Source organism: Pantoea sp. EEL5, assembly GCF_049892805.1.
GTDB classification, from domain to species: Bacteria; Pseudomonadota; Gammaproteobacteria; order Enterobacterales; family Enterobacteriaceae; genus Pantoea; species Pantoea ananatis.
Genome location: NZ_JBNDNJ010000001.1, coordinates 2429487 through 2454234, shown reverse-complemented (window position 1 = coordinate 2454234; position 24748 = coordinate 2429487). Strand labels below are relative to the sequence as shown.

General features: G+C 53.7%; 27 protein-coding genes, 1 other RNA gene and 1 pseudogene. 18 read left to right on the top strand and 11 right to left on the bottom strand.

Annotated elements, in window-relative coordinates; translation table 11 throughout:
- Positions 1-426, top strand: a 426-nt coding sequence (locus tag ACPXSQ_RS11510) for an integrase core domain-containing protein (protein WP_426143749.1), incomplete at its 5' end; no start/stop codon positions are given.
- Between the two features lie 30 nt (positions 427-456).
- Here ACPXSQ_RS11510 and ACPXSQ_RS11505 read toward each other — a convergent pair.
- The 3 genes and pseudogenes from ACPXSQ_RS11505 to smpB all read right to left on the bottom strand — a co-directional run.
- Positions 457-1359, bottom strand: a pseudogene (locus tag ACPXSQ_RS11505) (integrase domain-containing protein); the annotation flags it as partial.
- A gap of 203 nt (positions 1360-1562) precedes the next feature.
- Positions 1563-1925, bottom strand: a transfer-messenger RNA (tmRNA) gene (gene ssrA / locus ACPXSQ_RS11500).
- Positions 1926-1968: 43 nt separating this feature from the next.
- The gene (smpB, locus tag ACPXSQ_RS11495) at positions 1969-2451 is read right to left on the bottom strand and encodes an SsrA-binding protein SmpB (protein WP_013026784.1); all 483 of its coding nucleotides are present in this window, start codon (positions 2449-2451) and stop codon (positions 1969-1971) included.
- 158 nt (positions 2452-2609) lie between these two features.
- On the opposite strand from smpB, the gene ACPXSQ_RS11490 reads away from it, so the two are divergent.
- Together ACPXSQ_RS11490 and ACPXSQ_RS11485 are read left to right on the top strand one after the other, a co-directional pair.
- Positions 2610-3044, top strand: a complete 435-nt coding sequence (locus ACPXSQ_RS11490) for a type II toxin-antitoxin system RatA family toxin (protein WP_013026783.1) — start codon at positions 2610-2612, stop codon at positions 3042-3044.
- Entirely contained in the window at positions 3037-3330 is a 294-nt protein-coding gene (locus ACPXSQ_RS11485; RefSeq protein WP_013026782.1) for an RnfH family protein, read from the top strand. Before ACPXSQ_RS11490 ends, ACPXSQ_RS11485 begins: the two co-directional genes overlap by 8 nt.
- A gap of 130 nt (positions 3331-3460) precedes the next feature.
- Here ACPXSQ_RS11485 and bamE read toward each other — a convergent pair whose 3' ends face one another.
- The 3 genes from bamE to nadK all read right to left on the bottom strand — a co-directional run bounded on the left by bamE (position 3461) and on the right by nadK (position 6622).
- A complete protein-coding gene (gene bamE, locus ACPXSQ_RS11480; protein WP_014605250.1) occupies positions 3461-3811 on the bottom strand; it encodes an outer membrane protein assembly factor BamE in 351 nt (116 codons plus the stop codon).
- Between the two features lie 186 nt (positions 3812-3997).
- Positions 3998-5659, bottom strand: coding sequence for a DNA repair protein RecN (gene recN / locus ACPXSQ_RS11475; protein WP_014605251.1), 1662 nt, complete (start codon positions 5657-5659; stop codon positions 3998-4000).
- 84 nt (positions 5660-5743) lie between these two features.
- A complete protein-coding gene (gene nadK, locus ACPXSQ_RS11470; protein WP_014605252.1) occupies positions 5744-6622 on the bottom strand; it encodes an NAD(+) kinase in 879 nt (292 codons plus the stop codon).
- 122 nt (positions 6623-6744) lie between these two features.
- Here nadK and grpE point away from each other — a divergent pair, with 122 nt between their 5' ends.
- Positions 6745-7326 (top strand): nucleotide exchange factor GrpE, encoded by a 582-nt coding sequence (grpE, locus tag ACPXSQ_RS11465; RefSeq protein WP_015699722.1) that lies wholly within the window; start codon positions 6745-6747, stop codon positions 7324-7326.
- A 58-nt stretch (positions 7327-7384) separates the two neighbouring features.
- Here the strand turns inward: grpE and ung are convergent, their stop codons facing one another.
- The gene (gene ung, locus ACPXSQ_RS11460) at positions 7385-8065 is read right to left on the bottom strand and encodes a uracil-DNA glycosylase (protein WP_014594344.1); all 681 of its coding nucleotides are present in this window, start codon (positions 8063-8065) and stop codon (positions 7385-7387) included.
- Between the two features lie 256 nt (positions 8066-8321).
- Here ung and grcA point away from each other — a divergent pair, with 256 nt between their 5' ends.
- The gene (grcA, locus tag ACPXSQ_RS11455) at positions 8322-8705 is read left to right on the top strand and encodes an autonomous glycyl radical cofactor GrcA (protein WP_014605253.1); all 384 of its coding nucleotides are present in this window, start codon (positions 8322-8324) and stop codon (positions 8703-8705) included.
- A 208-nt stretch (positions 8706-8913) separates the two neighbouring features.
- Here grcA and srmB read toward each other — a convergent pair whose 3' ends face one another.
- Positions 8914-10242 (bottom strand): ATP-dependent RNA helicase SrmB, encoded by a 1329-nt coding sequence (gene srmB, locus ACPXSQ_RS11450; protein ID WP_014594342.1) that lies wholly within the window; start codon positions 10240-10242, stop codon positions 8914-8916.
- 167 nt (positions 10243-10409) lie between these two features.
- Between srmB and trmN the strand changes: the two genes are divergently transcribed.
- Positions 10410-11162 carry a tRNA(1)(Val) (adenine(37)-N(6))-methyltransferase TrmN gene (trmN, locus tag ACPXSQ_RS11445; protein WP_014605254.1) on the top strand — a complete coding sequence of 251 codons (753 nt, stop codon included), beginning with the start codon at positions 10410-10412 and terminating at the stop codon, positions 11160-11162.
- Here trmN and nadB read toward each other — a convergent pair.
- A complete protein-coding gene (gene nadB / locus ACPXSQ_RS11440) occupies positions 11144-12805 on the bottom strand; it encodes an L-aspartate oxidase (protein ID WP_426143743.1) in 1662 nt (553 codons plus the stop codon). The genes trmN and nadB overlap by 19 nt on opposite strands.
- Positions 12806-13176: 371 nt before the next feature.
- Between nadB and rpoE the strand changes: the two genes are divergently transcribed.
- The 11 genes from rpoE to acpS all read left to right on the top strand — a co-directional run bounded on the left by rpoE (position 13177) and on the right by acpS (position 22537).
- On the top strand, positions 13177-13755 hold the full coding sequence (gene rpoE, locus ACPXSQ_RS11435; protein WP_006120509.1) for an RNA polymerase sigma factor RpoE: 579 nt from the start codon (positions 13177-13179) through the stop codon (positions 13753-13755).
- 26 nt (positions 13756-13781) lie between these two features.
- On the top strand, positions 13782-14435 hold the full coding sequence (gene rseA / locus ACPXSQ_RS11430) for an anti-sigma-E factor RseA (RefSeq protein ID WP_014594339.1): 654 nt from the start codon (positions 13782-13784) through the stop codon (positions 14433-14435).
- Complete coding sequence (gene rseB / locus ACPXSQ_RS11425) at positions 14435-15391, top strand: sigma-E factor regulatory protein RseB (protein WP_426143741.1); 957 nt, start codon at positions 14435-14437, stop codon at positions 15389-15391. The genes rseA and rseB overlap by 1 nt, the downstream gene beginning before the upstream one ends.
- Positions 15388-15852, top strand: coding sequence for a SoxR-reducing system protein RseC (gene rseC / locus ACPXSQ_RS11420; protein ID WP_013026770.1), 465 nt, complete (start codon positions 15388-15390; stop codon positions 15850-15852). The genes rseB and rseC overlap by 4 nt, the downstream gene beginning before the upstream one ends.
- Before the next feature lie 219 nt (positions 15853-16071).
- The gene (gene lepA / locus ACPXSQ_RS11415; protein WP_013026769.1) at positions 16072-17871 is read left to right on the top strand and encodes a translation elongation factor 4; all 1800 of its coding nucleotides are present in this window, start codon (positions 16072-16074) and stop codon (positions 17869-17871) included.
- A gap of 9 nt (positions 17872-17880) precedes the next feature.
- On the top strand, positions 17881-18855 hold the full coding sequence (lepB, locus tag ACPXSQ_RS11410; RefSeq protein ID WP_014594337.1) for a signal peptidase I: 975 nt from the start codon (positions 17881-17883) through the stop codon (positions 18853-18855).
- A 131-nt stretch (positions 18856-18986) separates the two neighbouring features.
- Positions 18987-19667, top strand: coding sequence for a ribonuclease III (gene rnc / locus ACPXSQ_RS11405; protein ID WP_426143737.1), 681 nt, complete (start codon positions 18987-18989; stop codon positions 19665-19667).
- A 44-nt stretch (positions 19668-19711) separates the two neighbouring features.
- On the top strand, positions 19712-20617 hold the full coding sequence (era, locus tag ACPXSQ_RS11400; protein WP_013026766.1) for a GTPase Era: 906 nt from the start codon (positions 19712-19714) through the stop codon (positions 20615-20617).
- 4 nt (positions 20618-20621) lie between these two features.
- Positions 20622-21359, top strand: coding sequence for a DNA repair protein RecO (gene recO, locus ACPXSQ_RS11395; protein ID WP_013026765.1), 738 nt, complete (start codon positions 20622-20624; stop codon positions 21357-21359).
- 66 nt (positions 21360-21425) lie between these two features.
- Complete coding sequence (gene pdxJ / locus ACPXSQ_RS11390) at positions 21426-22157, top strand: pyridoxine 5'-phosphate synthase (RefSeq protein ID WP_014605257.1); 732 nt, start codon at positions 21426-21428, stop codon at positions 22155-22157.
- Positions 22157-22537, top strand: coding sequence for a holo-ACP synthase (acpS, locus tag ACPXSQ_RS11385; protein ID WP_006120525.1), 381 nt, complete (start codon positions 22157-22159; stop codon positions 22535-22537). Before pdxJ ends, acpS begins: the two co-directional genes overlap by 1 nt.
- On the opposite strand, the gene ACPXSQ_RS11380 is transcribed toward acpS, so the two are convergent.
- Positions 22534-22782: a YfhL family 4Fe-4S dicluster ferredoxin gene (locus ACPXSQ_RS11380; RefSeq protein WP_014605258.1), complete on the bottom strand. Its 249-nt coding sequence runs from the start codon at positions 22780-22782 to the stop codon at positions 22534-22536. The two genes, acpS and ACPXSQ_RS11380, sit on opposite strands and share 4 nt — an antisense overlap.
- A 330-nt stretch (positions 22783-23112) precedes the next feature.
- Positions 23113-23952 carry a MurR/RpiR family transcriptional regulator gene (locus ACPXSQ_RS11375; RefSeq protein ID WP_072138963.1) on the bottom strand — a complete coding sequence of 280 codons (840 nt, stop codon included), beginning with the start codon at positions 23950-23952 and terminating at the stop codon, positions 23113-23115.
- Positions 23953-24107: 155 nt separating this feature from the next.
- On the opposite strand from ACPXSQ_RS11375, the gene yfhb reads away from it, so the two are divergent.
- Positions 24108-24746 (top strand): phosphatidylglycerophosphatase C, encoded by a 639-nt coding sequence (gene yfhb / locus ACPXSQ_RS11370; RefSeq protein ID WP_013026761.1) that lies wholly within the window; start codon positions 24108-24110, stop codon positions 24744-24746.
- Positions 24747-24748: the final 2 nt, after the last annotated feature.

The following is a 24748-nucleotide window of genomic DNA, read 5'->3' as shown; positions in this document are numbered from 1 at the left end:
AAGGAGTGCCTGACGATCACCACGGCATTCGGGATTACAGGCGTTCAGGTGACACGTATTCTGGACAGCATTGCGCAGTTTCGTGGCTATCCTGCAACGATAAGAACCGATCAGGGCCCGGAATTTACCTGCCGCGCGCTCGATCAATGGGCCTTTGAACATGGCGTTGAGCTGCGCTTAATCCAGCCGGGCAAGCCAACGCAGAACGGATTTATTGAGAGTTTCAACGGTCGCTTTCGGGATGAATGCCTGAATGAACACTGGTTCAGCGATATTCTTCATGCCCGGAAAATCATTAATGACTGGCGGCAGGACTATAACGAGTCCAGACCTCATTCATCGCTGAATTACCAGACGCCGTGTGAATTTGCAGCATGCTGGCGAAACGGGAAACATGAAGAAAAACCAACCGGCATTACTAACTGAAGGTTGTATCAAATACTGGGGGCAGGTCAGGCCACCACTGAGTGACTTCATCAATTCCAGAATAGTGAGAGCTCCATCAGATAATGGAACTGTATGGTCCCGATTCATCTTCATTCGAGCTGCTGGAATTTTCCATTCGTTAGCATCAAAATCGATCTCATCCCATCGAGCTTCAGCAGCTTCGGCAGGGCGTGTAATGGTGAGAAGCTGCCACATGAACAGGCATCGTGTGGACAGGCTGATACTTGCCGTGCGCATAGTCTGCATTAGTTGTGATAGTTGATCCGGGCGGATACTAGGCATGTTTTTCTTCTGCGGTTTCTCGAACGCTTTCCCTATGTTTACGCTGGGAAGTGCATCAATCAAGCCTGTGTTCTGCGCATAAATCATGACTTCGTTAATACGCTGACAAAGGCGGCGAACAGTCTCTAATGCACCTCTTGCCTGAACCGGCTGAACTGCTTTAACCAGAGTATGAGCCTTAATCTCAGTGACACTGATATCACCGATTGCCGGGAAAACATCTCTCTCAAGCGAGCGCCAGATATCGTCGGCATAGTCCTCTGTTACGCTGGCTTTCTTCACATTCCACCAATGTTCGGCGACTAGCAAGAAAGTGTTGGTTTTGGCCTCTTGTGAATTTCTGACCTGTTCTTTCTGATGCTCCTGCGGATCAATGTCTTTCGCCAATAAAACTTTAGATTCGGCTCTGAGTTTACGTGCATCAGAAAGCGAGACGGCAGGGTAGGCACCGAAGCTCTGTTTGGTTCTCTGCTTGGTTAGAGGCCGATAGTAACGGAATTGCCAGAGCTTACTACCGCTGGACTTGATTAGCAGAGTAAGCACATCACCATCATACAGCTGGTAATCGGTATCTTTAGGTTTGGCGGCTTTAATTTCCGTATCGGTTAACGGCTTGGTTTTTCTTGCCATGGGGAATCTCCATGCGTTTAGGCCCAACGAAAACAGTAGAGCTTTTCGTTGGGCCTATCAATGGGCCTAAAAGGTGCGGATTTAATTAGTTCTCTTCGGACTTCGCGGGACAAATTGAGGGCACAAAAAAGCCCGCAGGGCTTGCGCCGTGCGGGCTCTTAGGACTTCATCGGATGACTCTGGTAATCACCGATGGAGAATTTTGGTGGAGCTGGCGGGAGTTGAACCCGCGTCCGAAATTACTACACCGTCGGCACTACATGCTTAGTACAGTCTTTACATTCGCCGGTCAGCTGCGGACAGACACGCCACTAACAGACTAGCCTGATTCAGTTTAACGCTTCAACCCCAGGCAAGGCATCCACGCGATCTCTTTTGGGTTTGACCTCTCTTGATCCCCGTCCTAAGAGCGGAGGCTAGGGAGAGAGGGCTCTAAGCAGGTTATTAAGCTGCTAGTGCGTAGTTTTCGTCGTTTGCGACTATTTTTTTGCGGCTTTTTACGAGGCCAACCGCCCCTCGGCATGCTCCTAAGGCTTCACAATCCCGTCGAATCCAGAATCAGCCCCAGAACTTCAAATACTAGCAAAAAAGCGTATCGAAATCCAGTGTTTAACGATTGGCGTTCTTCATGATACGCGCTTTATCCATTTGCCATTCGCGATCTTTGATGTCATTGCGCTTGTCGTGCTCTTTCTTACCGCGAGCAACGCCAATCTTTAGCTTACACCAGGCGTTCTTCCAGTAGAGCGACAGCGCCACAACGGTATAGCCTTCGCGGTTCACACGGCCGTAAAGTGAGTCCAGCTCACGCTGCTTCAACAGCAGTTTACGGCTGCGGGTAGGATCGCAGACCACGTGCGATGAGGCCACCGCAAGCGGTTGAAAAGTGGAGCCGAACAGATAAGCTTCACCATCACGCAGCAGAATGTAGCTGTCGCTGATGTTGGCTTTACCTGCACGGAGTGATTTAACTTCCCATCCCTGTAGCGACAGGCCGGCTTCGAACTCTTCTTCAATGAAGTATTCGTGGCGGGCGCGCTTGTTCATGGCAATGGTGGCAGAACCGGGTTTGTGTGCTTTTTTCTTTGTCATAATGCCGCGTATTTTACATCACTTGGTCGGTTATCGCATCCCCAGTCCAGCGGGGCAGCAGGAAACAGGGTATTCTAGCACACCATGGCAATGAGGAATTTTTGTTTAATCGCTGAAAATGCTATTATTTAGCGGTTTTGTGACGAACAGGAACCATTATGGCTCAGATTAGTCGTTCGGCGCTTGTCCCCTTTAGCGCCGGACAAATGTACCAACTTGTAAATGATGTGGATGCGTACCCGCAATTCCTGCCGGGCTGCACCGGAAGCCGCGTACTGGATGCCTCAGAGAATCAAATGACGGCTTCAGTCGATGTGTCGAAAGCGGGCATCAGCAAAACGTTTACCACCCGAAATACGCTGACCGACAACCAGAGCATTCATATGCAACTGGTCGATGGGCCGTTCCGTAAGCTCACCGGCGGCTGGCGCTTTGTCGATCTCGGGGATGATGCCTGTAAGGTCGAGCTGAGTCTGGAGTTTGAGTTCACCAACATGCTGGTCGAAATGGCATTTGGTCGAATCTTCAAAGAGCTGGCCAACAGCATGGTGCAGGCCTTTACCCAGCGCGCCAAAGAGGTTTACAGTGCCTGATATCTCTGTCGAGGTGGTGTACGCCCTGCCTGAAAAACAGTATCAGCATTACGTAAAACTGGAAGAGGGCAGCACGGTTGAGCAGGCTATCCGCAAATCAGGCTTGCTGGAACTGCGGCCTGAAATCGATCTCGCCAGCAACAAGGTGGGGATTTACAGCCATCCGGTAAAACTGAGCGATACCGTGCAGGAAGGCGACCGGGTTGAAATTTATCGTCCGCTGATTGCCGACCCGAAAGAGCTTCGTCGTCAACGAGCAGAGCGCGCGGCAAGCAGTAAAAAATAATCTCTCGGTTCAATTTCTGAGCATGAAAAAGGCGCTGATTAGCGCCTTTTTACGTTCTGTCTTTTACGTTCGCTCTTACTGCGTTCGATGGTGCTAGGTCACTTGTCGGTAACGACCCTGGCGTCCTGGATTAATTATCCTGTGAAGAAGACAGCGCGGGCTTGTTATCGATGTTGGTCAGTACGCCGCTACGGTCAAAGGTCAGGGTCAGCGTTTGCTGTTTCACCTTCTCGTGGCCTGGCTCCTCACGGAAGACGTAGTACCAGACATTGCTGCCAAAGGGATCTTTCATCATTGGCGTACCCAGCGTATAGGCAACCTGCTGCTGAGTCATACCGGTGTGAATCTTGGCAACATCGTTAGCAACCAGATAGTTGCCCTGATTGATATCGGGGCGATAAACAACGCGCTCTAAAGTGGAACATCCGGCGGTCATCATTAACATTACCACTGCCGCGGCAGTCAGCGTTTTACAGCGCATCTATACATTCCTTTTCCGGGGCGAAACGCCTTTTACAGGCTGTTCTTCTGCCATCAAATTCTGAACTCTGCCTGCGGCAGGCTTTATTATTCAGGCGACATTAGCTGTCGATGATAATAAACCTTTTCGCTATTGGAAACCTCTACAGAGCATGCATATGACCACGCTGTGGTAAAAAAGTGCATATCAGGCCGCTAAAAGTTCTTTCGCGTTAGCCAGTGTGTTGCGGGTGACCTCGCTGCCGCCCAGTAACCTCGCCAGTTCCTGCAGGCGTGCGCGCTTATCCAGAGGCTGCATATGCGTTTCTGTCATTTCGCCATCGGTTTCCTTGCTGACAAAGAAATGCTGATGCCCACAGCCCGCAACCTGCGGCAGGTGGGTTACGCACATCACCTGGGTAGATTCGCCCAACTGACGCAACATTTTACCCACTACCGCAGCCGTCGGACCGCTAATCCCCACGTCAACTTCGTCGAAAATCATCGCCGGCGTTTCCATTTTCTTCGCGGTGATAACCTGAATCGCCAGCGCGATACGCGACAGCTCACCACCCGAGGCGACTTTCCCCAGCGGCTGCAACGGCTGTCCGGGGTTGGTTGTTACCTGAAAATCAATGCGGCTGGCGCCGTCGGCGGTGAGTTGCTCCGGGTTAAAAATCAGCTCAATGGCAAAGCGGCCGTGCGGCATCGAAAGCAGATGCATGCTTTGGGTAATCAGCTGCTGTAGCTCGTTGGCATAACGGGTGCGTTGCGCATGCAGTTGCTCCGCGCACGCCAGGGCAGCCTTGTAGTGTTCGGTTACCAACGTCTGCAGGCTTTCCTGATCGCTTTCCTGCTGTGACAGCAGTTCCGCTTCATCGAGTAGTTGCTGGTGCACGGCGGGCAGGCCCTCTGGTGCCACATGGTGCTTGCGGGCCAGGGCGATTTGCCGGGAAATGCGCTGTTCCAGCTCATAGAGGCGGTTCGGATCCAGATCCAGACTGTCGCAGTAGTGACGCAGTTCGTCACTGGCTTCGCTCAGCTGAATGGCGGCTTCTTCCAGCAGGTTATAAACGCCGCTGACCTTGTCATCCATCGCAGTGAGTTCAGAGAGCATCTGACGCGCGCTGTACAGCATGCTGTTCAGATTGGTGTCATCACTGTCGGCTAACAGCTGCAGCGCCTGCTGGCTGGTCGACAGCAACTGGCCGCTGTTGGCCAGGCGTTTGTACTCTTCGTCAATCTGCTCAAATTCCCCCGCTACCGGCGCAAACTCGTTCAGCTCTTTAAGCTGGTACTGCAACAGCTCACGGCGGGATTCCCGCTCCTGCGCCTGTTGCTGATGCTGCGCCAGCGTACGGCAGCTCTGGTGCCATGTCTGATAGGATGCCCGCATCTGAACGAGCAGGTCGTCATGACCGGCGTAGGCATCCAGCAGGTGCTTTTGATGATCGGGTTTGAGCAGCAGCTGATGGGCATGCTGGCCGTGGATTTGGATCAGCAACTGGCCCAGATCGCGTAACTGCGAGAGAGGAACGGCCGTACCATTGATAAAGCCGCGTGAACGACCATCGGCGCTGATGACGCGGCGCAACAGGCACTCGTTGCCGTCGTCGAGATGATTATCGCTCAGCCAGCGCTGGGCAGAAGGCGACGCTTTAATTTGAAAGCGCGCACACAGGTCAGCACGGCTGGCCCCCTGACGCACCATGTCCGCATCGGCGCGACCGCCGAGGCACAACCCAAGCGCATCGATAGCAATAGACTTACCTGCACCGGTCTCACCGGTGATGGCGGTCATACCGCGTTGGAAATCAATGTCGAGCTCACGAACGATAGCGAAATTGCTGATGGTCAGTTGTGCCAGCATAGCGTCACCTGTATGAATAAACACATATGGTTTTTCATACAGTATAAACTGGTTTTTTATCCAGTAAAGAGGGCGCGCTCATTTTCAGAACAATTTTTTTGACCAGCCCAGTTTTGAACTCAGCGTATTGAAATAACTGTAATTTTTAGGATGGATAAGGTTGAGATGATTTTCGCTACGGCGAATCAGCACATCTTCTCCTTCCTGGATAGGCAGCGCAATCTGGCTGTCACAGCTGATCTCAAGGTCGTTACGCCGTGCCGAGAAACGCAGCCGAATCGTACTGCTGCTGTTGATCACCAGCGGGCGCGCCGACAAGGTGTGCGGGAACATGGGCACAATGGTAATGGCGTCGAGCGACGGTGTTAAAATCGGGCCGCCCGCTGAAAGCGAATAGGCGGTGGAACCGGTAGGCGTGGAAATAATCAGGCCATCGGAACGCTGCGAGAAGGCAAAGACTTCGTCGATGTACACTTCAAACTCAATCATGTGCGCGACTTTGCCCGGATGCAGCACCACTTCATTGATGGCGCTGCCAATACGCGGGGAGCAATCCGTCTTGCAGACCTGTGCTTCCAGCAGAAAGCGGCTTTCGACAAAATAGTTGCCGTTCAGCACTTCATCGAGCTGGTGATGGGCGTTATCGGGGTCAAGATCGGTTAAAAACCCTAAATTACCGCGGTTAATGCCAATCACTTTTATGTCATAACGCGCCAGTACTCTGGCGGCACCTAACATATTGCCGTCGCCGCCCACCACGACGGCCAGATCGGCCTGTTGGCCAATCTCAGCCAGCGTACCGGTCTGAACATTCCCCAGCGACAGTTCCTGTGCAATCTGCTGTTCAACGATAACGGGATAGCCTTTGGCAGTCAGCCAGCGACACAGCATCTCATGTGTGGTGAGCGCGGTAGGATGGCGTGGATGGCCCACAATACCAATGCAGTTAAAGTGTTTGTTCATCGAGTGGGTGTTCCTCATAAGCCAAATCGGCACGATGATGTGACGTGTTCCCTTGAATCCGTCAAACCAATCCCCATAATAAGCCAACCAGCGACGTGAATGTGCAAAACGCGGAGAAATTCATGAGTAGTAAAGAACAGAACACCCCAAACGAGCAAGTCTCAGACGAAATTCAACAGGATCAACACCAACCTCAGGACGCGGAGACAGCAGTAGAGGTGGATCCGCGTGATGAGCGCATCGCTCAGCTTGAAGCTGAGTTAGCCCAGTTGCAGACGGGCGTGCGTGATGCGCAGCTGCGTGCGCAGGCAGAAATTGAAAACGTTCGCCGCCGCACCGAGATGGATATTGAAAAAGCGCACAAGTTTGCGCTGGAGAAGTTTGCCAATGAGCTGCTTCCGGTGATCGATAGCCTGGAACGTGCACTGGAACTGGCCAACAAAGAAGACGAGAAGTCTGCCTCTATGGTTGAAGGCATTGAGCTTACGCTGAAATCCCTGCTGGGCGCGGTGCGTAAATTCGGTGTTGAAGTGGTCGGCGAAACCGGTGTGCCCTTTAATCCTGAAGTGCACCAGGCGATGTCGATGATGGAGTCTGAGGATGTCGAGCCTAACCACGTCATGATGGTCATGCAACGCGGTTATACGCTTAACGGCCGCCTGCTGCGTCCGGCCATGGTTGCCGTGGCGAAAGCGAAAGCCTGATTACTGTCTTACCCTGCAAACGGCCGCGCACTGACGCGGCCGTTTGTGTTTATGGCGTTTACTCAGGTAATACCGGCGTCCAGTTAATCGGCGTTTTACCGGCATCGCGTAGCAGCGCATTGGTTTGGGAAAAATGCTGGCAGCCAAAGAAGCCACGATGCGCGGAAAGCGGGGAAGGGTGCGGCGCCTGCAGCACGTGATGGCGCTGGCGATCGATAATGCTGCCTTTCTTCTGGGCGTGCGAGCCCCACAGCAGAAAGATCACGCCTTCACGCTGTTCGTTGATAGCTTTAATCACCGTATCGGTAAAGGTTTCCCATCCCAGTCGGGCGTGAGAGTGCGCTTTACCGGCTTCAACGGTCAGTACGGTGTTCAGTAACATCACGCCCTGTTCCGCCCAGCTTGCCAGATAACCATGGCTGGGCCGCTCAAACCCCGGAATGTCCTGCTGCAGCTCTTTGTACATGTTCTGCAGTGACGGCGGCGTCTGCACGCCCGGTAGCACAGAGAAAGCCAGCCCGTGTGCCTGGTTCGGGCCGTGATAAGGGTCCTGCCCCAGAATCACGACGTTAACGTCACCTAATTCGGTTAAGCGAAACGCGTTAAACACATCTTTCTGAGGCGGATAAACCGTTACGCCTGCGGCCCGCTGATTCGCGACATGCTTCAGGGTTTCGATGAAGTAGGGTTTTTCTTTCTCTTCGGCCAGCACGTCGTGCCAGGTCAGCTTTTCAGCCATGATCAACTCCCTTGTATTTCGAACCCTAAGCTTAGCGGTTCAGTCTTCAGACATGAAGCCCAAAAATTTTTGAAGAATTAAACAAAATTTTCCTAAGGCGGGTTTTTAAAATCAAAAGCTTATCAGGGTGGCGATAAAACGCCCGGCGGTAATTGATGCAGGTCAAAACTATGGCAGACATCGGGTGGTATACCAACAGCTCAAATTGACTGAGTCACGGTGTAGACGAAGGTCGCACCTTGCAGGAGAGATTGAAATGATCACAGGTATTCAGATTACCCAATCGAGTAATCCGGCGTTAATTAACTCTTTCTGGCTGCTGGACGAAGAAAAAGCCGAAGCGCGCTGCCTCTGTGCCGTTGCAGGCTATCAGGAGGATCAGATTGTGAAGATTGGGGAGTTAGGCGACGTGGCTTACCGCGACGTGCCGGTTGAGGTGAAACCTCAGGTTCGCGTAGAGGGCGGTCAGCATCTCAACGTCAATGTATTGCGCCGCGAAACGCTGGAAGATGCCGTGAAACATCCCGAAAAGTATCCCCAACTGACAATCCGTGTTTCGGGCTATGCCGTGCGCTTTAACTCACTGACCGCGGAGCAGCAGCGCGATGTGATTGCCCGTACCTTTACTGAAAGTTTGTAACGGATCGGGCGCTTAAATAAAACGCAGCGCCTGTCTGCAAAATTTATCAATTTTAACAATATGATAAATTTGATTGGGTAAGCGCGCGTTTGGGCTGGCAGGCCAGCGTGGGCTGTTCGATGCTAAAATCACGCTAAACGCGTATTTACAGGCCTTTCAAAAACAAAAATCGCCTCAATGGAGGCGATTTTTTTAAGTCCGTGCTGATTTATTCCGCACTCTCGCTGCCCGGCGTACTGCCGCTCGGCTTGCGACGCTTGCCCACGTTTTTGAGGTCACGGTGACGCTTTTTAACCCGCGGTTTCTCTTCTTCTTTCGCTTTTTTCTCTGCACGCTTGGCAAGCGCCTTTTTCGACGGTTTTCCCGTCGTTTTCGCCGAAGGCGCGCGCGTAACAGGACGCAGCTCGTCAATCACCCGGGCTTTAATCGGTTCATCAACGTAGCGGCTGACTTTACCGAGCAGCAGATGGTCGTGTGCTTCAACCAGCGAAATCGCGATACCTTTACGACCGGCCCGGCCAGTACGGCCAATGCGGTGCAAATAGGTGTCAGCGGTGCGCGGCATATCGAAGTTGATGACGTGGCTGACATCGTCGACGTCAATACCACGTGCGGCAATATCGGTCGCCACCAGCACATTGACGCGCCCCTCGACCAGGCGTTTAATCGCCTCATTGCGCTTAGCCTGCACCATTTCACCTTCAAGGTAGCTGGTGCGGATACCGGCATCATGCAGCCAGCTGACCAGCTCGTGCAGACGTTCACGCTTGCGCACAAACACAATTGAACGGGTCACTTCCGGCTGCTTTAACAGATGAACCAGCAGCTTTGTCTTGTGCTCAAGATCGTCGGCGCGGTGATACCACTGCTGGATCTTCTTACGCTCGCGACGGCTCGGATCGGCTTCCAGTTCAACCGGTTCATTCAGCAGGCGCTCGGCAAAATCCTTGATATGCTCGCCTTCCAGCGTGGCAGAAAACAGCATCGTCTGTTTGCGCCAGCGCGTTTCGCCCGCGATGGTTTCAATATCCTGAGCAAAGCCCATGTCCAGCATGCGGTCGGCTTCATCCAGGATCAGCGTTTCTACGGCGCGGCAGTCAAAGTTTTCTTCTTTAATGTATTGCAGCAGACGACCGGTGGTGGCAACCACGACATCCTGATTTTCGCTAAACACTTCAGCGTGGTTCATGAAGGCCACGCCGCCAGTGATGGTGGCGATATCCAGATGCGTGTGTTTCGCCAGTTCCCGTGCCTGGTCGGCAACCTGCATGGCCAGCTCACGGGTTGGCGTTAAAATTAAAATACGCGGCGGGCCAGACTTCTTGCGCGGAAAATCGAGCAGGTGCTGCAACACCGGTAATAAATACGCGGCGGTTTTCCCGGTCCCGGTAGGTGCCGAACCCAGAACGTCGCGGCCCTCCAGCGCGGGGGGAATGGCAGCAGCCTGAATTGCTGTCGGGCGCGTATAGCCTTTCTCCTGCAGCGCTTCAAGCAGGCTTTCGTCGAGTTCAAGTTCGGAAAATGTGGTTACGGTCATGTTCTACCTCAGTTTGGGGCGCTGATTATAGACAGATCGAACATAATCTTCATCTGTTTATCGGTATTGACTGCGCCAGATTACGTCAACGGCGTGAATTCCCCAACCCACCACGTTACACTTACGCCTTGCCGTACGGCAGGATAAAAGGTGAATGGTCGCTGAGTATGATGCAGGACAAGCCGCAGGCGCGGCCACAATTAAAAAAGAACGGTTTTACCTTCAAGCAGTTTTTTGTTGCACATGACCGCTGTGCGATGAAGGTCGGCACAGATGGTATTTTGCTGGGCGCATGGGCACCGGTCGCCGGGGTGAAGCGGATTCTCGATATCGGCACCGGTTCGGGCCTGATAGCCCTGATGCTGGCCCAGCGTACTCCGTCGAATGTCGACGTGGATGCCGTAGAGTTAGATCCGGACGCCGCACAGCAGGCGCATGAAAACATCCAGCAGTCGCCGTGGGCAGCGCGAATGCAGGTTCATCAACAGGATATCGCCCAGTGGGCTGAAAACTGCGAAGCGCGTTACTCGCTTATCGTCAGTAATCCTCCTTACTTTGATCCCGGTGTGGCCTGCGCAACCCCGGCTAGAGACAGCGCACGTGCCACCGGTTCATTAGATCATCAGACGTTATTGCGCTGTGCGGCCGCGCTGATCGAAGAAGAGGGATTTTTCTGTGTGGTCTTACCCGAAGCGACAGGGCAGCAGGTTATCGCGCTGGCACAGGCTGACGGCTGGCACTTACGCTTTCGTTTTGATGTCGCAGAGTACGCACATCGTCCCCCGCATCGGGTTCTGCTGGGCTTTTCTCCCAGCCCCGGCGAAACCCTGTTTGAGCGGTTGGCTATTCGCGATGCAGACAGACAGTACTCAGACGCCTGGCAAAGCCTGACGCGTGACTTCTATTTGTTTATGTCCTGACCCGGTTGCAGCACGGTAGGCTGGGCCTCAGGGAGCAAATCCGGATAGTCGCGGATAAAATGCAGCCCGCGGCTCTCTTTTCTCTGTAGTGCACAGCGCACCATCAGCTCAGCCACCTGCACCAGGTTACGCAGCTCCAGCAGGTTATTGGACAGGCGGAAATGGTGGTAATACTCGTCTATCTCCTGTTGCAGCAAGGTAATGCGGCGCAGTGCCCGCTCCAGCCGCTTGGTGGTGCGGACAATGCCCACGTAATCCCACATAAACAGCCGCAGCTCATGCCAGTTATGCTGAATCACCACCCGTTCATCGGCATCATCCACCTGGCTGTCGTCCCAGGCCGGCAGGTTATCAACGGCTTCGACCTCCGGTAAAATACGCAGCAGATCCTCTGCTGCCGACCAGCCATATACAAGGCATTCGAGCAGCGAGTTGGAGGCCATGCGATTGGCACCGTGCAGGCCGGTGTAGCTGACTTCACCGATGGCATACAGGCCGTTGATATCCGTACGGCCCTGCGCGTTGACCATGACGCCACCGCAGGTGTAGTGCGCGGCAGGCACCACCGGGATCCTGTCTTTGGTCAGATCGAAACCAAAGGTCAGCAGTTTTTCGTAGATCATCGGGAAGTGTGAACGCACAAAGGCTTCAGGCTGATGGCTGATATCCAGATACATACAGTCAACGCCAAGGCGTTTCATCTCGTGATCGATGGCGCGGGCGACAATATCGCGCGGCGCCAGTTCAGCACGTGCATCGAAGTCGGGCATAAAACGCGAGCCGTCGGGCCGCACCAGCCAGGCTCCTTCGCCGCGCAGCGCTTCAGTGAGCAGAAAGTTTTGTGCCTGGGGATGAAACAGGCAGGTCGGATGAAACTGGTTAAACTCCAGATTAGCCACGCGACATCCTGCCCGCCAGGCCATCGCAATGCCATCACCAGAGGCGATATCGGGGTTGGTCGTGTACTGATACACTTTGGCCGCGCCGCCCGTCGCCAGCACCACGCCACGTGCGCGGCAGGTCTCAACCCGTTCACGATTACGGTTCCAAATCCAGGCGCCGGTCACCCGGCGCGGGCCCGGCAGGCCGAGCTTATCCGAAAGAATCAGATCCACCGCGTTGGTGCGCTCGAGAATGCGGATATTGGGATGATGCAACGCTTTGCCTACCAGCGTGGTTTCCACTTCGCGACCCGTCGCATCCGCGCTGTGCAGGATACGGCGGTGGCTGTGGCCGCCTTCACGCGTCAGGTGATAGCGCATCTCGCCTGCAGCCTGCGGATCGGTATCAAATGCTACGCCGTTATCAATCAGCCATTGCACGCAGTGCCGCGCATTGCTGGCCACAAAGGAGACGGCGGCCCGATCGCATAAACCTGCACCCGCGATCAGCGTGTCTTCCACATGTGAATCAATGCTGTCGGTTTCGTCAAAAACCGCCGCAATCCCGCCTTGCGCATACAGCGTCGAGCCTTCATTGACCTGCGCTTTGCTTAATACGGTGACCTGATAATGCTCTGCCAGACGCAATGCCAGCGACAATCCTGCTGCACCGCTGCCAACGATAAGGACATCACACTGATAATCAGAGGAAGAGAAAGTTGTCATAGTGTTTAATTTACTAAACAAGAATGGACCGAGCATAAGCGTTTGGACATTTTTTGTGAAGTATTTTGAACACAAACGCGGCAATATGCGTGTCTGAAAATTAATTCATTAGTGATATCAAGAGGTTAATGTTTTGCAGGTTTAAATCGGGTTTTTTATACCAAACTTAATCGATTACAAGGATTTAAAGATGAAAAAGCTGTTGTCATAGGTTACTCTGCCTGCGATTTGCGCGCGTTACACTGAACGAAAATGAACAAACTGTGTGATTTTGCCGCAAAGTGGCTTAAAAGAGGCCGAGAGTGAACTTTTTGCCACGCAAAGACTCAAAGCGCATGCTTGCTCAATAGCGGTGTGCTGGCAGTTCCTTAACGCATAAGAAAGTATTTGGGGAGACATTACCTCGGATGAGCGAGCAGTTAGCGGACCAGGTTCTTGTTGAACGGGTTCAGAAGGGGGATCAAAAGGCGTTTAACTTACTGGTAATTCGTTACCAGCATAAAGTGGCGAGCCTGGTCTCACGATATGTCCCTTCAGGCGATGTGCCTGATGTCGTTCAGGAATCATTTATTAAGGCTTATCGTGCGCTGGACTCGTTCCGGGGCGATAGCGCGTTTTACACCTGGCTGTATCGTATAGCAGTGAATACAGCAAAAAATTATTTGGTCGCTCAGGGGCGTCGTCCGCCTTCCAGTGATGTTGATGCAATTGATGCTGAAAACTTCGAAAGTGCGGGCGCATTGAAAGAAATTTCGAACCCTGAGAACTTAATGTTGTCAGATGAACTGAAACAAATCGTCTTTCGTACCATCGAGGCGCTTCCTGAGGACTTGCGAATGGCAATTACCCTCAGGGAACTTGACGGTCTGAGCTATGAAGAGATCGCCGTCATTATGGATTGCCCGGTGGGCACGGTCAGGTCCCGCATCTTCCGTGCACGTGAGGCCATTGATAATAAAGTTCAACCGCTTATCCAACGTCAGTGATAACGGCTACTGGAAGGGTATTAGGCATGCAGAAAGAAAAACTTTCCGCTTTAATGGATGGTGAGGCTTTAGACAGTGAGCTGTTTTCAGCGCTGTCCAAAGACGCAGAATTACAAAAAAGCTGGGAACGCTACCATCTTATCCGCGATACCATGCGCGGTGACGTGGGCGAGCACCTGCATTTTGACATTGCTGCACGCGTCGCTGCTGCGATTGAAAAAGAGCCGCAGCGCAACGTCACAACCTTGATCCCCGAAGCACAGCCCGAACCTTCTCGCTGGGAAAAAATGCCGTTCTGGCATAAAGCTCGCCCGTGGGCGGCACAGATTACCCAGGTTGGTGTCGCCGCCTGTGTTTCCCTGGCTGTTATCGTTGGCGTTCAGCACTATAACCAACCGGGTAGCGGCAGCGTCGAAAGTTCTGATTCGCCGGTCTTCAACACCTTACCTGTCATGGGTAAAGCCTCTCCCGTGAGCCTTGGCGTGCCATCGGATGCCTTTGGCAACGGTAATGCGACTCAGCAGGTGCAGGATCAACGTCGTCGCGTGAATGCCATGCTGCAGGACTATGAACTCCAGCGTCGCCTGCATGCGGATCAGCTGCAGTTCGAAACCAATGCGCCTAAACAAGCGCAGGCCAATGTCCCTGGTAATCAGTCATTAGGAATGCAGCAGCAGTAATGAAGCCGCTATGGTATGCCGTCAGCCTTCTGGCAGGCAGCCTGTTGTGGTCATCTGCCGCCCCAGCGCAGGTTTCTGCGTCTGGGGCGTTATTGCAGCAGATGGAGCAGGCAAGCCAGACCCTCAACTACGAACTCGCCTACATTAACGTTTCCCGCCTTGGCATGGAATCTCTGCGCTATCGTCATGCGGTTATCGACGATCGCGTTTATGCGCAGGTATTGCAGATGGACGGTCCGCGTCGTGAAGTGATTCAACGCGGCAACGACATCAGCTATTTTGAACCTGGCATTGAGCCTTTCTCGCTACCGGGCAACCACATTGTGGATGCGCTACCGTCCATTATTTACGCCGATTTTAGCAAGCTGGATACCGCCTACGATTTTATCACCGTGGGCCGTTCACGCATTGCCGACCAGATGTGCGACGTAGTGCGCATCGTTTCACGCGATGGCACGCGCTACAGCTACGTTGTCTGGCTGGACGTGGATACCAAGCTGCCGCTCCGGGTCGATTTGCTTGACCGGGATGGTGAAACGATGGAGCAGTTTCGCGTTATCAGCTTCGCGGTGGACGATGGCGTTCGCAATCTGATGCAGGGGCTGGAGAAAGCGAATTTGCCGCCGTCGCTGTCGTTAACTAAAACCGATAACGTTTCGTTAGACTGGCAGCCCGCCTGGCTCCCCGCCGGCATGACGCTGGTCTCGCAAAGTCGTCGCACCATTCCCGCGTTAAATAAATCGGTTGAATCACGGCTCTACAGCGATGGCCTGTTTAGCTTTGCGGTCAATGCCACTCCGGCAGATAAAAACAGCACCGCACAGACATTGCGCACGGGACGTCGTACGGTGCAAACCGTAATACGCGATAATAACGAAATTACGGTCGTCGGCGAACTACCGCCCGTGACGGCCAAACGTATCGCAGACAGCGTCGAATTCGGGGCAAAAAAATGATGAGAGAATGGGCCACTGTGGTGGCATGGCAGGATGGCATCGCCACGCTGCACACTGAAGCTAAAACGTCCTGCAACAGCTGTCAGGCACGTAAAGGCTGCGGTAGCCATATGCTGAATAAGCTGGGGCCAAAGAACGCGCACGTGATGCAGATCGCCAGCAGCAAGCCGTTGACGCCGGGCCAGCGTGTTGAACTCGGTATCAAAGAGAGCAGCCTGCTGGGTTCCGCGCTGCTGGTTTATATGACGCCTCTGTTTGGCCTGTTCCTGTTTGCCGGCCTGTTTCAGGCGCTGTTTGGTAGCGATCTCGCTGCGGCCTGCGGCGCGCTGTTAGGCGGCGTGGGGGGCTTCATCGTGGCCAAAGGTATTTCGATGAAATTTGGCGATCGCGAGGCATTCCAGCCCGTTATTTTGAACATCGCTTTGCCGCCGGATGCACTGCGCGTTGAAAGCGAAGCCTGATCCTCACTCAAGCCGCACTTGCTGCGGCTTCTGTCATTATGGCGCCTCGCCAAAAACTGTTTCGCTTCCACAACGTTCCATTCTTTTATGCGCGGCCTTAACAGTGTAATATGCGTCGTCATTAATGAGGCTGACAGGATTGTGGGTTAAGAGCGATCTTCCTGAATGTGTCTGTGCTCAGGTTTCTAACTGATTCTCTACGTGAAGATATTCCTATAAATGAAGCACATAAGAAATTTCTCCATCATCGCCCATATTGACCACGGTAAATCCACGCTCTCTGACCGCTTAATTCAGATTTGCGGGGGATTAACCGATCGCGAGATGGCCGCGCAGGTTCTTGACTCAATGGACCTGGAGCGTGAACGTGGCATTACTATTAAGGCGCAGAGCGTAACGCTCGATTACAAAGCAAAAGACGGCGAAACTTACCAGCTCAATTTCATCGACACGCCGGGACACGTTGACTTCTCGTATGAGGTTTCCCGCTCACTGGCCGCCTGTGAAGGCGCACTGCTGGTGGTTGATGCCGGACAGGGCGTTGAAGCACAAACCCTGGCCAACTGCTACACCGCGATTGAGATGGATCTGGAAGTAGTGCCGGTGCTGAATAAGATCGATTTGCCAGCCGCCGATCCCGATCGTGCCGCGCAGGAAATCGAAGACATCGTAGGCATTGACGCGACCGACGCCGTGCGTTGCTCAGCCAAAACTGGCGTGGGCGTACCTGAAGTGCTGGAGCGTTTAGTTCGCGACATCCCGGCACCAGAGGGCGATCCGGACGCCCCTTTGCAGGCGCTGATTATTGACTCCTGGTTCGATAACTACCTCGGCGTTGTATCGCTGGTGCGCGTGAAAAACGGCACTATGCGCAAAGGCGACAAAATCAAGGTGCTGAGCACCGGGCAGGTCTACAATGCTGACCGTCTGGGTATCTTCACGCCGAAGCAGGTTGACCGTACCGAGCTGAACTGCGGTGAAGTCGGCTGGCTGGTGTGCGCCATTAAAGACATTCTTGGCGCACCCGTGGGCGATACGCTGACCACGGCACGCAACCCTGCGGATAAAGCCTTACCCGGCTTTAAAAAAGTGAAGCCGCAGGTTTATGCCGGTCTGTTCCCCATCAGTTCTGATGATTACGAAGCGTTCCGTGATGCGCTGGGCAAGCTGAGCCTGAACGATGCCTCGCTGTTCTACGAGCCAGAAAGCTCAACGGCGCTGGGCTTTGGTTTCCGCTGTGGCTTCCTTGGGCTGCTGCACATGGAGATCATTCAGGAACGTCTGGAACGCGAATACGATCTGGATCTGATTACGACCGCGCCGACGGTGGTGTACGAAGTGGAAACCACAAGCGGTGAAGTCGTCTACGTGGACAGCCCTTCGAAGCTGCCACCGCTTAATAATATTGAAGAGCTGCGCGAACCGATTGCCGAGTGTCATATGCTGCTGCCGCAGGAATACCTGGGCAACGTCATCACGCTGTGCATCGAGAAACGTGGCGTTCAGACCAACATGGTTTACCACGGCAACCAGGTGGCGCTGACCTATGAGATTCCGATGGCGGAAGTGGTTCTCGACTTCTTTGACCGTCTGAAATCAACGTCTCGGGGTTATGCCTCACTGGACTACAATTTTAAACGTTTTCAGGCCTCTGACATGGTGCGCGTTGACGTTCTGATTAACTCAGAACGTGTTGATGCGCTGGCGCTGATTACCCACCGTGAAAACGCACCTTACCGTGGACGTGATCTGGTTGAGAAAATGAAAGAGCTCATCCCACGTCAGCAGTTTGATATTGCGATTCAGGCGGCAATCGGCAACCACATTATCGCTCGCTCAACCGTTAAACAGCTACGTAAGAACGTACTCGCCAAGTGTTACGGCGGCGACGTCAGTCGTAAGAAAAAGCTGTTGCAGAAGCAGAAAGATGGTAAGAAGCGAATGAAGCAGGTCGGTAACGTTGAGCTGCCGCAGGAAGCATTCCTCGCCATTCTGCATGTCGGAAAAGACAGCAAATAAGGATCTCAAATGGCTAATATGTTCGCCCTGATACTGGCGATAGCGACGTTGATTACCGGCATTCTTTGGGTGATCGATCGTATTAAGTGGGCACCAAAGCGTCGTGCGTTGCAGGCGGCGGCGCAGGCGCAGGCGGGCGGAACACTCGACAGCAAAGCGCTGGCGAAAATGGCCCCTAAACCGGGCTGGATTGAAACCGCCGCATCGGTGTTTCCGGTGCTGGCCGTGGTGTTCTTTGTGCGCTCGTTTGTGTATGAGCCATTCCAGATCCCGTCCGGTTCTATGATGCCAACCCTGCTGATTGGTGACTTTATTCTGGTCGAAAAGTTTGCGTATGGCATTAAAGATCCCATTACGCAAACGACGCTGATCCCTACCGGGCATCCAAAACGGGGCGATATCGCGGTGTTTAAATACCCGAAGGATCCCAGCCTGGATTACATCAAGCGCGTGATCGGTCTGCCGGGCGATCGGGTGACCTACGATCCGTACAGTAAAACGCTGACCATTAATCCGGCCTGCGATAACGGCAAGCCTTGTAGCAAAGCGCTGCCCGTCACCTATAGCAATATTGAACCCAGCAAATTTGTTCAAACGTTTAGCGGGTTTGATGGTAACGAAGCGGGTAACGGTTTCTATCAGCTGCCGCTGAATGACACCATGCGGGGGGGATTACGTCTGGCCACGCGCAAAGAAACCCTGGGCGATGTAACGCATGACATCCTGTTGGTGACAGAAGCACAAAGCCAGGCGAGCATGTACTATCAGCAGCCCGGCCAGCCGCAGGCCAGTTGGGTCGTGCCGCAGGGGCAATATTTCATGATGGGTGATAACCGCGATAACAGCGCCGACAGCCGCTACTGGGGCTTTGTTCCCGAGCGTAACCTGGTGGGTAAAGCGGTCGCCATCTGGATGAGTTTCGAAAAACAAGAAGGTCAGTGGCCAACCGGTGTACGACTCAGTCGTATCGGTGGTATCCACTAACCATAGCCTGACAGTCAGGTGAAAAGGGTGGCCCTCCAGGTGGGGGGCCACTGCACACCAAACAGAATGAGTTGGTTTTCCAGCCCTGTTTGGTATGCAGAGTGACAGACGCAAAACAGAACTGGAATCGCATGAACCCCATCTTGATTAACAAGCTTCAGCGCAAACTGGGCTACACTTTTACACATTCTGAACTTTTACAGCAGGCCCTGACCCATCGAAGCGCCAGCAGTAAACATAACGAACGTCTTGAGTTTTTAGGCGATTCCATTCTCAGCTATGTGATTGCTAACGCGCTCTATCACCGTTTTCCACGCGTGGATGAAGGGGATATGAGCCGTATGCGTGCAACCCTGGTCAGGGGAAATACGCTGGCAGAGATGGCGCGCGAGTTCGATTTGGGAGAATGCCTGCGTTTAGGCCCCGGTGAATTAAAAAGCGGGGGCTTTCGCCGTGAGTCCATTCTGGCGGACACCGTCGAAGCGCTGATTGGCGGCGTTTTCCTCGACAGTGATATTCAGACGGTGGAAAAACTGATCCTCGACTGGTATCAGACGCGCCTGGATGAAATCAGTCCGGGTGACAAACAAAAAGATCCCAAAACGCGCCTGCAGGAGTATCTGCAAGGCCGGCATCTGCCACTACCCAGTTACTTAGTCGTGCAGGTACGTGGCGAAGCCCACGATCAGGAATTCACCATTCACTGTCAGGTGAGTGGCATGGCAGAACCGGTGGTGGGCGTAGGCTCCAGCCGCCGTAAAGCCGAACAAGCAGCCGCCGAACAGGCGCTGATTAAAATTGGTCTGGAATAGTATTATCCCGGCGCTTTAACCGGCGCTAAAACCTCAGGATTCGAATGAGCGAAAACGTTACATACAGCGGCTTTGTCGCGATAGTTGGCCGACCCAACGTCGGTAAATCCACCTTACTGAACCAGCTCCTGGGACAGAAGGTTTCGATTACGTCGCGTAAGCCGCAAACCACTCGTCACCGCATTATGGGTATCCATACGGAAGGCGCCTACCAGGCGATCTATGTGGATACGCCAGGCCTGCACATGGAAGAGAAACGGGCGATTAACCGCCTGATGAACCGTGCTGCCAGCAGTTCTATCGGTGACGTTGAACTCATTATCTTTGTGGTGGACGGCACGCGCTGGACGCCGGATGACGAAATGGTATTAAACAAGCTGCGCGATGGCAAAGTGCCCGTACTGCTGGCGATCAATAAAGTCGACAATATTCAGGACAAAAGTATTCTGCTGCCGCACCTGCAGTTCCTGAGCCAGCAGATGAACTTTATCGATATCGTGCCGATTTCAGCAGAAACCGGCAAAAATGTAGATACCATCGCCGCCATTGCCCGTAAGCATCTGCCGGAATCTGATCATCACTTCCCGGAAGATTACATTACCGACCGTTCGCAGCGCTTTATGGCCTCAGAAATCATCCGTGAAAAGCTGATGCGTTTTCTGGGGGCCGAACTGCCTTACTCGGTCACGGTTGAAATCGAACAGTTCGTGTCGAATGCGCGCGGCGGTTATGACATCAACGGTCTGATTTTGGTCGAGCGTGAAGGGCAGAAGAAAATGGTGATTGGCAACAAAGGCGCCAAAATCAAAACCATCGGTATCGAAGCCCGTAAAGACATGGAAGAGATGTTCGATGCGAAAGTGCATCTCGAACTGTGGGTCAAAGTTAAATCCGGCTGGGCGGACGACGAACGTGCGCTGCGCAGCCTGGGTTACACAGACGATCTCTGATTAAATGGAAGGCTGGCAACGCGCCTTTGTGCTGCATAGTCGTCCTTTCAGCGAGACCAGCCTGCTGCTTGATCTGTTTAGTGAAAGTGAAGGCCGCGTACGTGTTCTGGCAAAAGGGGCACGTTCACGGCGTTCCCAACTGAAAGGCACCTTACAGCCTTTCACGCCTTTACTGGTGCGCTGGAGCGGGCGCGGGGAAGTCAAAACCCTGCGCAACGCTGAAGCGGTCTCCCTGGCATTACCTCTCAGTGGCATCACGCTATACTGCGGCCTGTACGTTAACGAGCTGTTATCTCGGGTACTGGAACAGCACATTCCCTTCTCTGAACTGTTTTTCGACTACCTGCAATGCATTCAGATGCTGGCGGCAGGCGAAGGATCACCAGAGCCTGCGCTGCGCCGTTTTGAGCTGGCGCTGCTGGGGCATTTGGGTTACGGCGTAGACTTCCTGCACTGTGCGGGCAGCGGTGAACCGGTCAGCGAAGCCATGACCTACAGCTACCGTGAAGAGAAAGGCTTTATTGCCAGCCTGGTGCTGAACCAGCGTAGCTTCACCGGGCGTGAACTGCAGGCGCTGTTTACCCGTGAATTCCCGGATGCAGAAACCCTGCGCGCAGCCAAACGTTTCACGCGTATGGCCCTCAAACCCTACCTGGGCGGTAAGCCGCTAAAAAGCCAGGAGCTTTTTCGCCAGTTTACCCCGAAAAAAAAGCCCACTATTTCTGACGAGACAGAGCACTGACCGTAGCCTGGCCTTATCTCTGCGCGGTACACTCAACGCAATGACCATAATGAACCGAGGATTGTCATGGCTGAGTTACTGTTAGGCGTGAATATCGACCACATCGCTACCGTTCGCAATGCGCGTGGAACCCATTATCCCGATCCGGTACAGGCGGCGTTTATCGCCGAACAGGCGGGTGCAGACGGCATTACCGTGCACCTGCGCGAAGATCGTCGCCACATTACCGACAGGGATGTGCGCATCCTGCGCGATACCATTGAAACGCGCATGAATCTCGAAATGGCCGTGACCGAGGAGATGCTGGCTATCGCCTGTGAAATCAAACCGCATTTCTGCTGCCTGGTGCCGGAAAAGCGCGAGGAAGTCACCACCGAAGGCGGACTGGACGTCGCGGGCCAGCAGGAGAAGCTGAACGCCGCGGTGAAACAGCTCAGCGAAGCGGGCATTCTGGTGTCCCTGTTTATCGATCCCGATCACCGCCAAATCGAGGCGGCGGTGACCAGCGGCGCGCCCTATATTGAAATTCATACCGGTGCCTATGCTGAAGCGCCTGAAGGCCCAGCGCGCGACGCTGAGCTGGCACGTATCCGTCAGGCCGCCACCTTTGCTGCCAGCCGTGGGTTAAAAGTTAACGCCGGTCATGGGCTGACTTACCACAACGTACTGCCAATCGCCGCCCTGCCGGAAATGCATGAGCTGAATATCGGTCATGCGATTATTGGACGTGCCGTGATGAGTGGTCTGCCTGAGGCGGTGAAAGCCATGAAAGCACTGCTGCGAGAAGCGCGTCGCTAATGGCTATCCTGGGACTGGGCAGCGATATCGTCGAAATAGAACGCATTGCCGATGTGATTTCACGTTCAGGCGATCGTCTGGCGCGGCGTGTCCTGAGCGAGGCCGAGTGGCAGCAATATCAACAGCACCGTCAGCCGGTTCGTTTCCTGGCCAAACGTTTTGCGGTTAAAGAGGCGGCGGCAAAAGCCTTTGGTACCGGCATTCGGGGCGGGCTGGCTTTTAACCAGTTCGAAGTTTATAACGACGCGCTGGGTAAACCGCTGCTGCGTTTCTTCGATCATGCCGCCGAGGTGGCGCAACGTCTTGGCGTGCAGCATGTGCATGTCACGCTGGCAGATGAGCGTCACTATGCTTGCGCAACGGTGATCATCGAAAGTTAACCGTGCAGCTGCATAAACTTATCCCACAGCGCATCGCGTGATTCGATGTGCTGTGGATCAATGACGATCGTGTTATCAATCGGGCAAACGCGCTGACAGGTTGGAAGATCGTAATGACCCACGCACTCCGTGCAGCGGCTCACATCAATTTCATAGATTGCCTCACCCATCGCAATCGCCTGGTTCGGGCATTCAGGTTCGCACATATCGCAGTTAATGCATCGTTCGGTAATCAGTAGAGACATCGCGGCTTCTTAATCAAGGCATCGTTGTGGTCGTGCTGCTGTATCGGGCAACGTTCATCGCAGAGAACGGGCCAGCACCTTACTTCAGACGTTCGGTCCCAAACAGGGCAGCGAGACGTCCTTACTCTGGCTGTTTTTCACCTGCTGACAGCCGGCAGGACAGTAGCATATTTTGTTTATCACAAAAATGATGCAGGTAAACGAAGTGTTGTTGCCGCCGTGTTTATCTCGCCGCTCAGCGCGTTATTGCAACCGCAATGCGCCATTCAGCACTTGAGCATTGAGGCCAGCCTGGCTGGCCTCTTGTCCGGTTATGTCGATTCGCCCTGCCTAGATCAGTTTCTTAACCAGAGCTTCGCTGTGACGAATATGGCTGGATGCTCGCTCAGGATCGTTCTGCACCAGGGCCATAAACAGCAGGTCCGTCAACGCCAGCTGCGCGGTGGTAGATGAGATGGCGGCGCTGCGCGTGCTCTGCTCTTCTGCCACGGTGTACAGGCAATGGGTGGCGCACTGCTGCAATGTGTTAGGCGTAAAGCCGGTAAAGGCCAGCACATCCGCCCCTACGCGAACGGCTTCCTGAGCGGCAAGGTTGATTTCACGCCGTTCGCCGGTGTAGGAGATCGCCAGCAGCACATCGCCAGATGACATAGCCTGAACACTGGCCAGCAGCGCGTGCATATCCTGTTCCGCCACCGCATTGATACCAATTTTCATCAGCTTCCATGAAAAATCCTTTGCCACCAGGCCGGACGCGCCAATGCCGACCAGCAAAATGCGGCGTGCGCGCTTGAGCAACTGCAGGATGGCGTTTAATTTCTCTTCACTGTTGATATCCAGCGTGGCACGAATCGCAGAGAGCTTCTCCGTGAGTAATTTTTCCCCCACGGCTTTGAGCGGATCGTCGCTCAGGATCTGGTTGTGCACGGTGATGGCATCTTTGTCCGCCAGCGATTCACTCAGCGCCAGCTTAAGTGCCGGAAAGCCTTTGTATCCCAGTTTTTGTGCGAATTTAACCACGCTCGACTGGCTGACCCCGGATTCTTCCGCCAGCTTTTGTGAACTCAGATGCCGTGCCCGATCCGGTTGTGACAGTAAAAAATCCGCCAGCCGACGCTCGTTCAGCGCCAGAGAGGGATAAAGCTGGCGAATGCGCAGCAATGAACTCATGCTCAATCCTCATGATTTAGCGGATGTTCCGCATGGAATAAATGATTCTATGCGCATTGTAGTCACTGGAATAAAAAATGACAGCCATCGCCTCGTTGGACGAAGATGACTACAATAGAGGCTGTTGATGCCAATTAGGTAAAAAGGAGTGTTGTTTGACCAACGATATACAACGTCGCGTGGTGTTTTTCGACCTTGATGGCACATTGCACCAACAGGACATGTTTGGCACCTTCATGCGCTATCTGCTGCGCCGCAAGCCGCTTAATCTGCTGCTGGTGGTGCCGTTGCTGCCGGTTGTGGGCGCGGGTTTATTGTTTAAGGGACGCGCCGCGCGCTGGCCGATGAGTTTGCTGCTGTGGTCGATCACCTTTGGCCGCTCTGAAGCCACACTGCTGCGGCTGGAAGCCGAATTCGCGCAATGGTTTCGACAACGCGTTAAAGCATTTCCCGTGGTGCAGAAACGACTCAGTGAATACCTTAGTAGCGATGATGCCGATGTCTGGCTGATTACGGGCTCACCGCAGTCGCTGGTGGAGCAGGTTTATTACGACTCCGCATTTCTACCGCGGGTGAAGCTCATCGCCAGCCAGATGCAGCCCGGTTTAGGCGGACGCATATTGAAAATGCGCTGTCTCGGCCATGAAAAAGTGGTGCAGCTTGAAGAGCAAATCGGCACGCCTTTACAGCTGTATAGCGGTTACAGCGACAGCAAACAGGATAACCCGCTGCTGTTCTTCTGCCAGCATCGCTGGCGCGTCACCCCGGGTGGCGAATTACAACAGCTGGAATAACC

Coding starts and splice junctions, on each gene's coding strand:
- grcA (WP_014605253.1), top strand. CDS start 8,322: ATGATCACAGGTATTCAGATTACCCAATCGAGTAATCCGGCGTTAATT.
- lepB (WP_014594337.1), top strand. CDS start 17,881: ATGGCTAATATGTTCGCCCTGATACTGGCGATAGCGACGTTGATTACC.
- ACPXSQ_RS11380 (WP_014605258.1), bottom strand. CDS start 22,782: ATGTCTCTACTGATTACCGAACGATGCATTAACTGCGATATGTGCGAA.
- nadB (WP_426143743.1), bottom strand. CDS start 12,805: ATGCTCGGTCCATTCTTGTTTAGTAAATTAAACACTATGACAACTTTC.
- ACPXSQ_RS11490 (WP_013026783.1), top strand. CDS start 2,610: ATGGCTCAGATTAGTCGTTCGGCGCTTGTCCCCTTTAGCGCCGGACAA.
- rnc (WP_426143737.1), top strand. CDS start 18,987: ATGAACCCCATCTTGATTAACAAGCTTCAGCGCAAACTGGGCTACACT.
- rseC (WP_013026770.1), top strand. CDS start 15,388: ATGATGAGAGAATGGGCCACTGTGGTGGCATGGCAGGATGGCATCGCC.
- rpoE (WP_006120509.1), top strand. CDS start 13,177: ATGAGCGAGCAGTTAGCGGACCAGGTTCTTGTTGAACGGGTTCAGAAG.
- lepA (WP_013026769.1), top strand. CDS start 16,072: ATGAAGCACATAAGAAATTTCTCCATCATCGCCCATATTGACCACGGT.
- trmN (WP_014605254.1), top strand. CDS start 10,410: ATGATGCAGGACAAGCCGCAGGCGCGGCCACAATTAAAAAAGAACGGT.
- era (WP_013026766.1), top strand. CDS start 19,712: ATGAGCGAAAACGTTACATACAGCGGCTTTGTCGCGATAGTTGGCCGA.
- smpB (WP_013026784.1), bottom strand. CDS start 2,451: ATGACAAAGAAAAAAGCACACAAACCCGGTTCTGCCACCATTGCCATG.
- srmB (WP_014594342.1), bottom strand. CDS start 10,242: ATGACCGTAACCACATTTTCCGAACTTGAACTCGACGAAAGCCTGCTT.
- ung (WP_014594344.1), bottom strand. CDS start 8,065: ATGGCTGAAAAGCTGACCTGGCACGACGTGCTGGCCGAAGAGAAAGAA.
- recN (WP_014605251.1), bottom strand. CDS start 5,659: ATGCTGGCACAACTGACCATCAGCAATTTCGCTATCGTTCGTGAGCTC.
- rseB (WP_426143741.1), top strand. CDS start 14,435: ATGAAGCCGCTATGGTATGCCGTCAGCCTTCTGGCAGGCAGCCTGTTG.
- recO (WP_013026765.1), top strand. CDS start 20,622: ATGGAAGGCTGGCAACGCGCCTTTGTGCTGCATAGTCGTCCTTTCAGC.
- acpS (WP_006120525.1), top strand. CDS start 22,157: ATGGCTATCCTGGGACTGGGCAGCGATATCGTCGAAATAGAACGCATT.
- grpE (WP_015699722.1), top strand. CDS start 6,745: ATGAGTAGTAAAGAACAGAACACCCCAAACGAGCAAGTCTCAGACGAA.
- rseA (WP_014594339.1), top strand. CDS start 13,782: ATGCAGAAAGAAAAACTTTCCGCTTTAATGGATGGTGAGGCTTTAGAC.
- ACPXSQ_RS11375 (WP_072138963.1), bottom strand. CDS start 23,952: ATGAGTTCATTGCTGCGCATTCGCCAGCTTTATCCCTCTCTGGCGCTG.
- pdxJ (WP_014605257.1), top strand. CDS start 21,426: ATGGCTGAGTTACTGTTAGGCGTGAATATCGACCACATCGCTACCGTT.
- bamE (WP_014605250.1), bottom strand. CDS start 3,811: ATGCGCTGTAAAACGCTGACTGCCGCGGCAGTGGTAATGTTAATGATG.
- nadK (WP_014605252.1), bottom strand. CDS start 6,622: ATGAACAAACACTTTAACTGCATTGGTATTGTGGGCCATCCACGCCAT.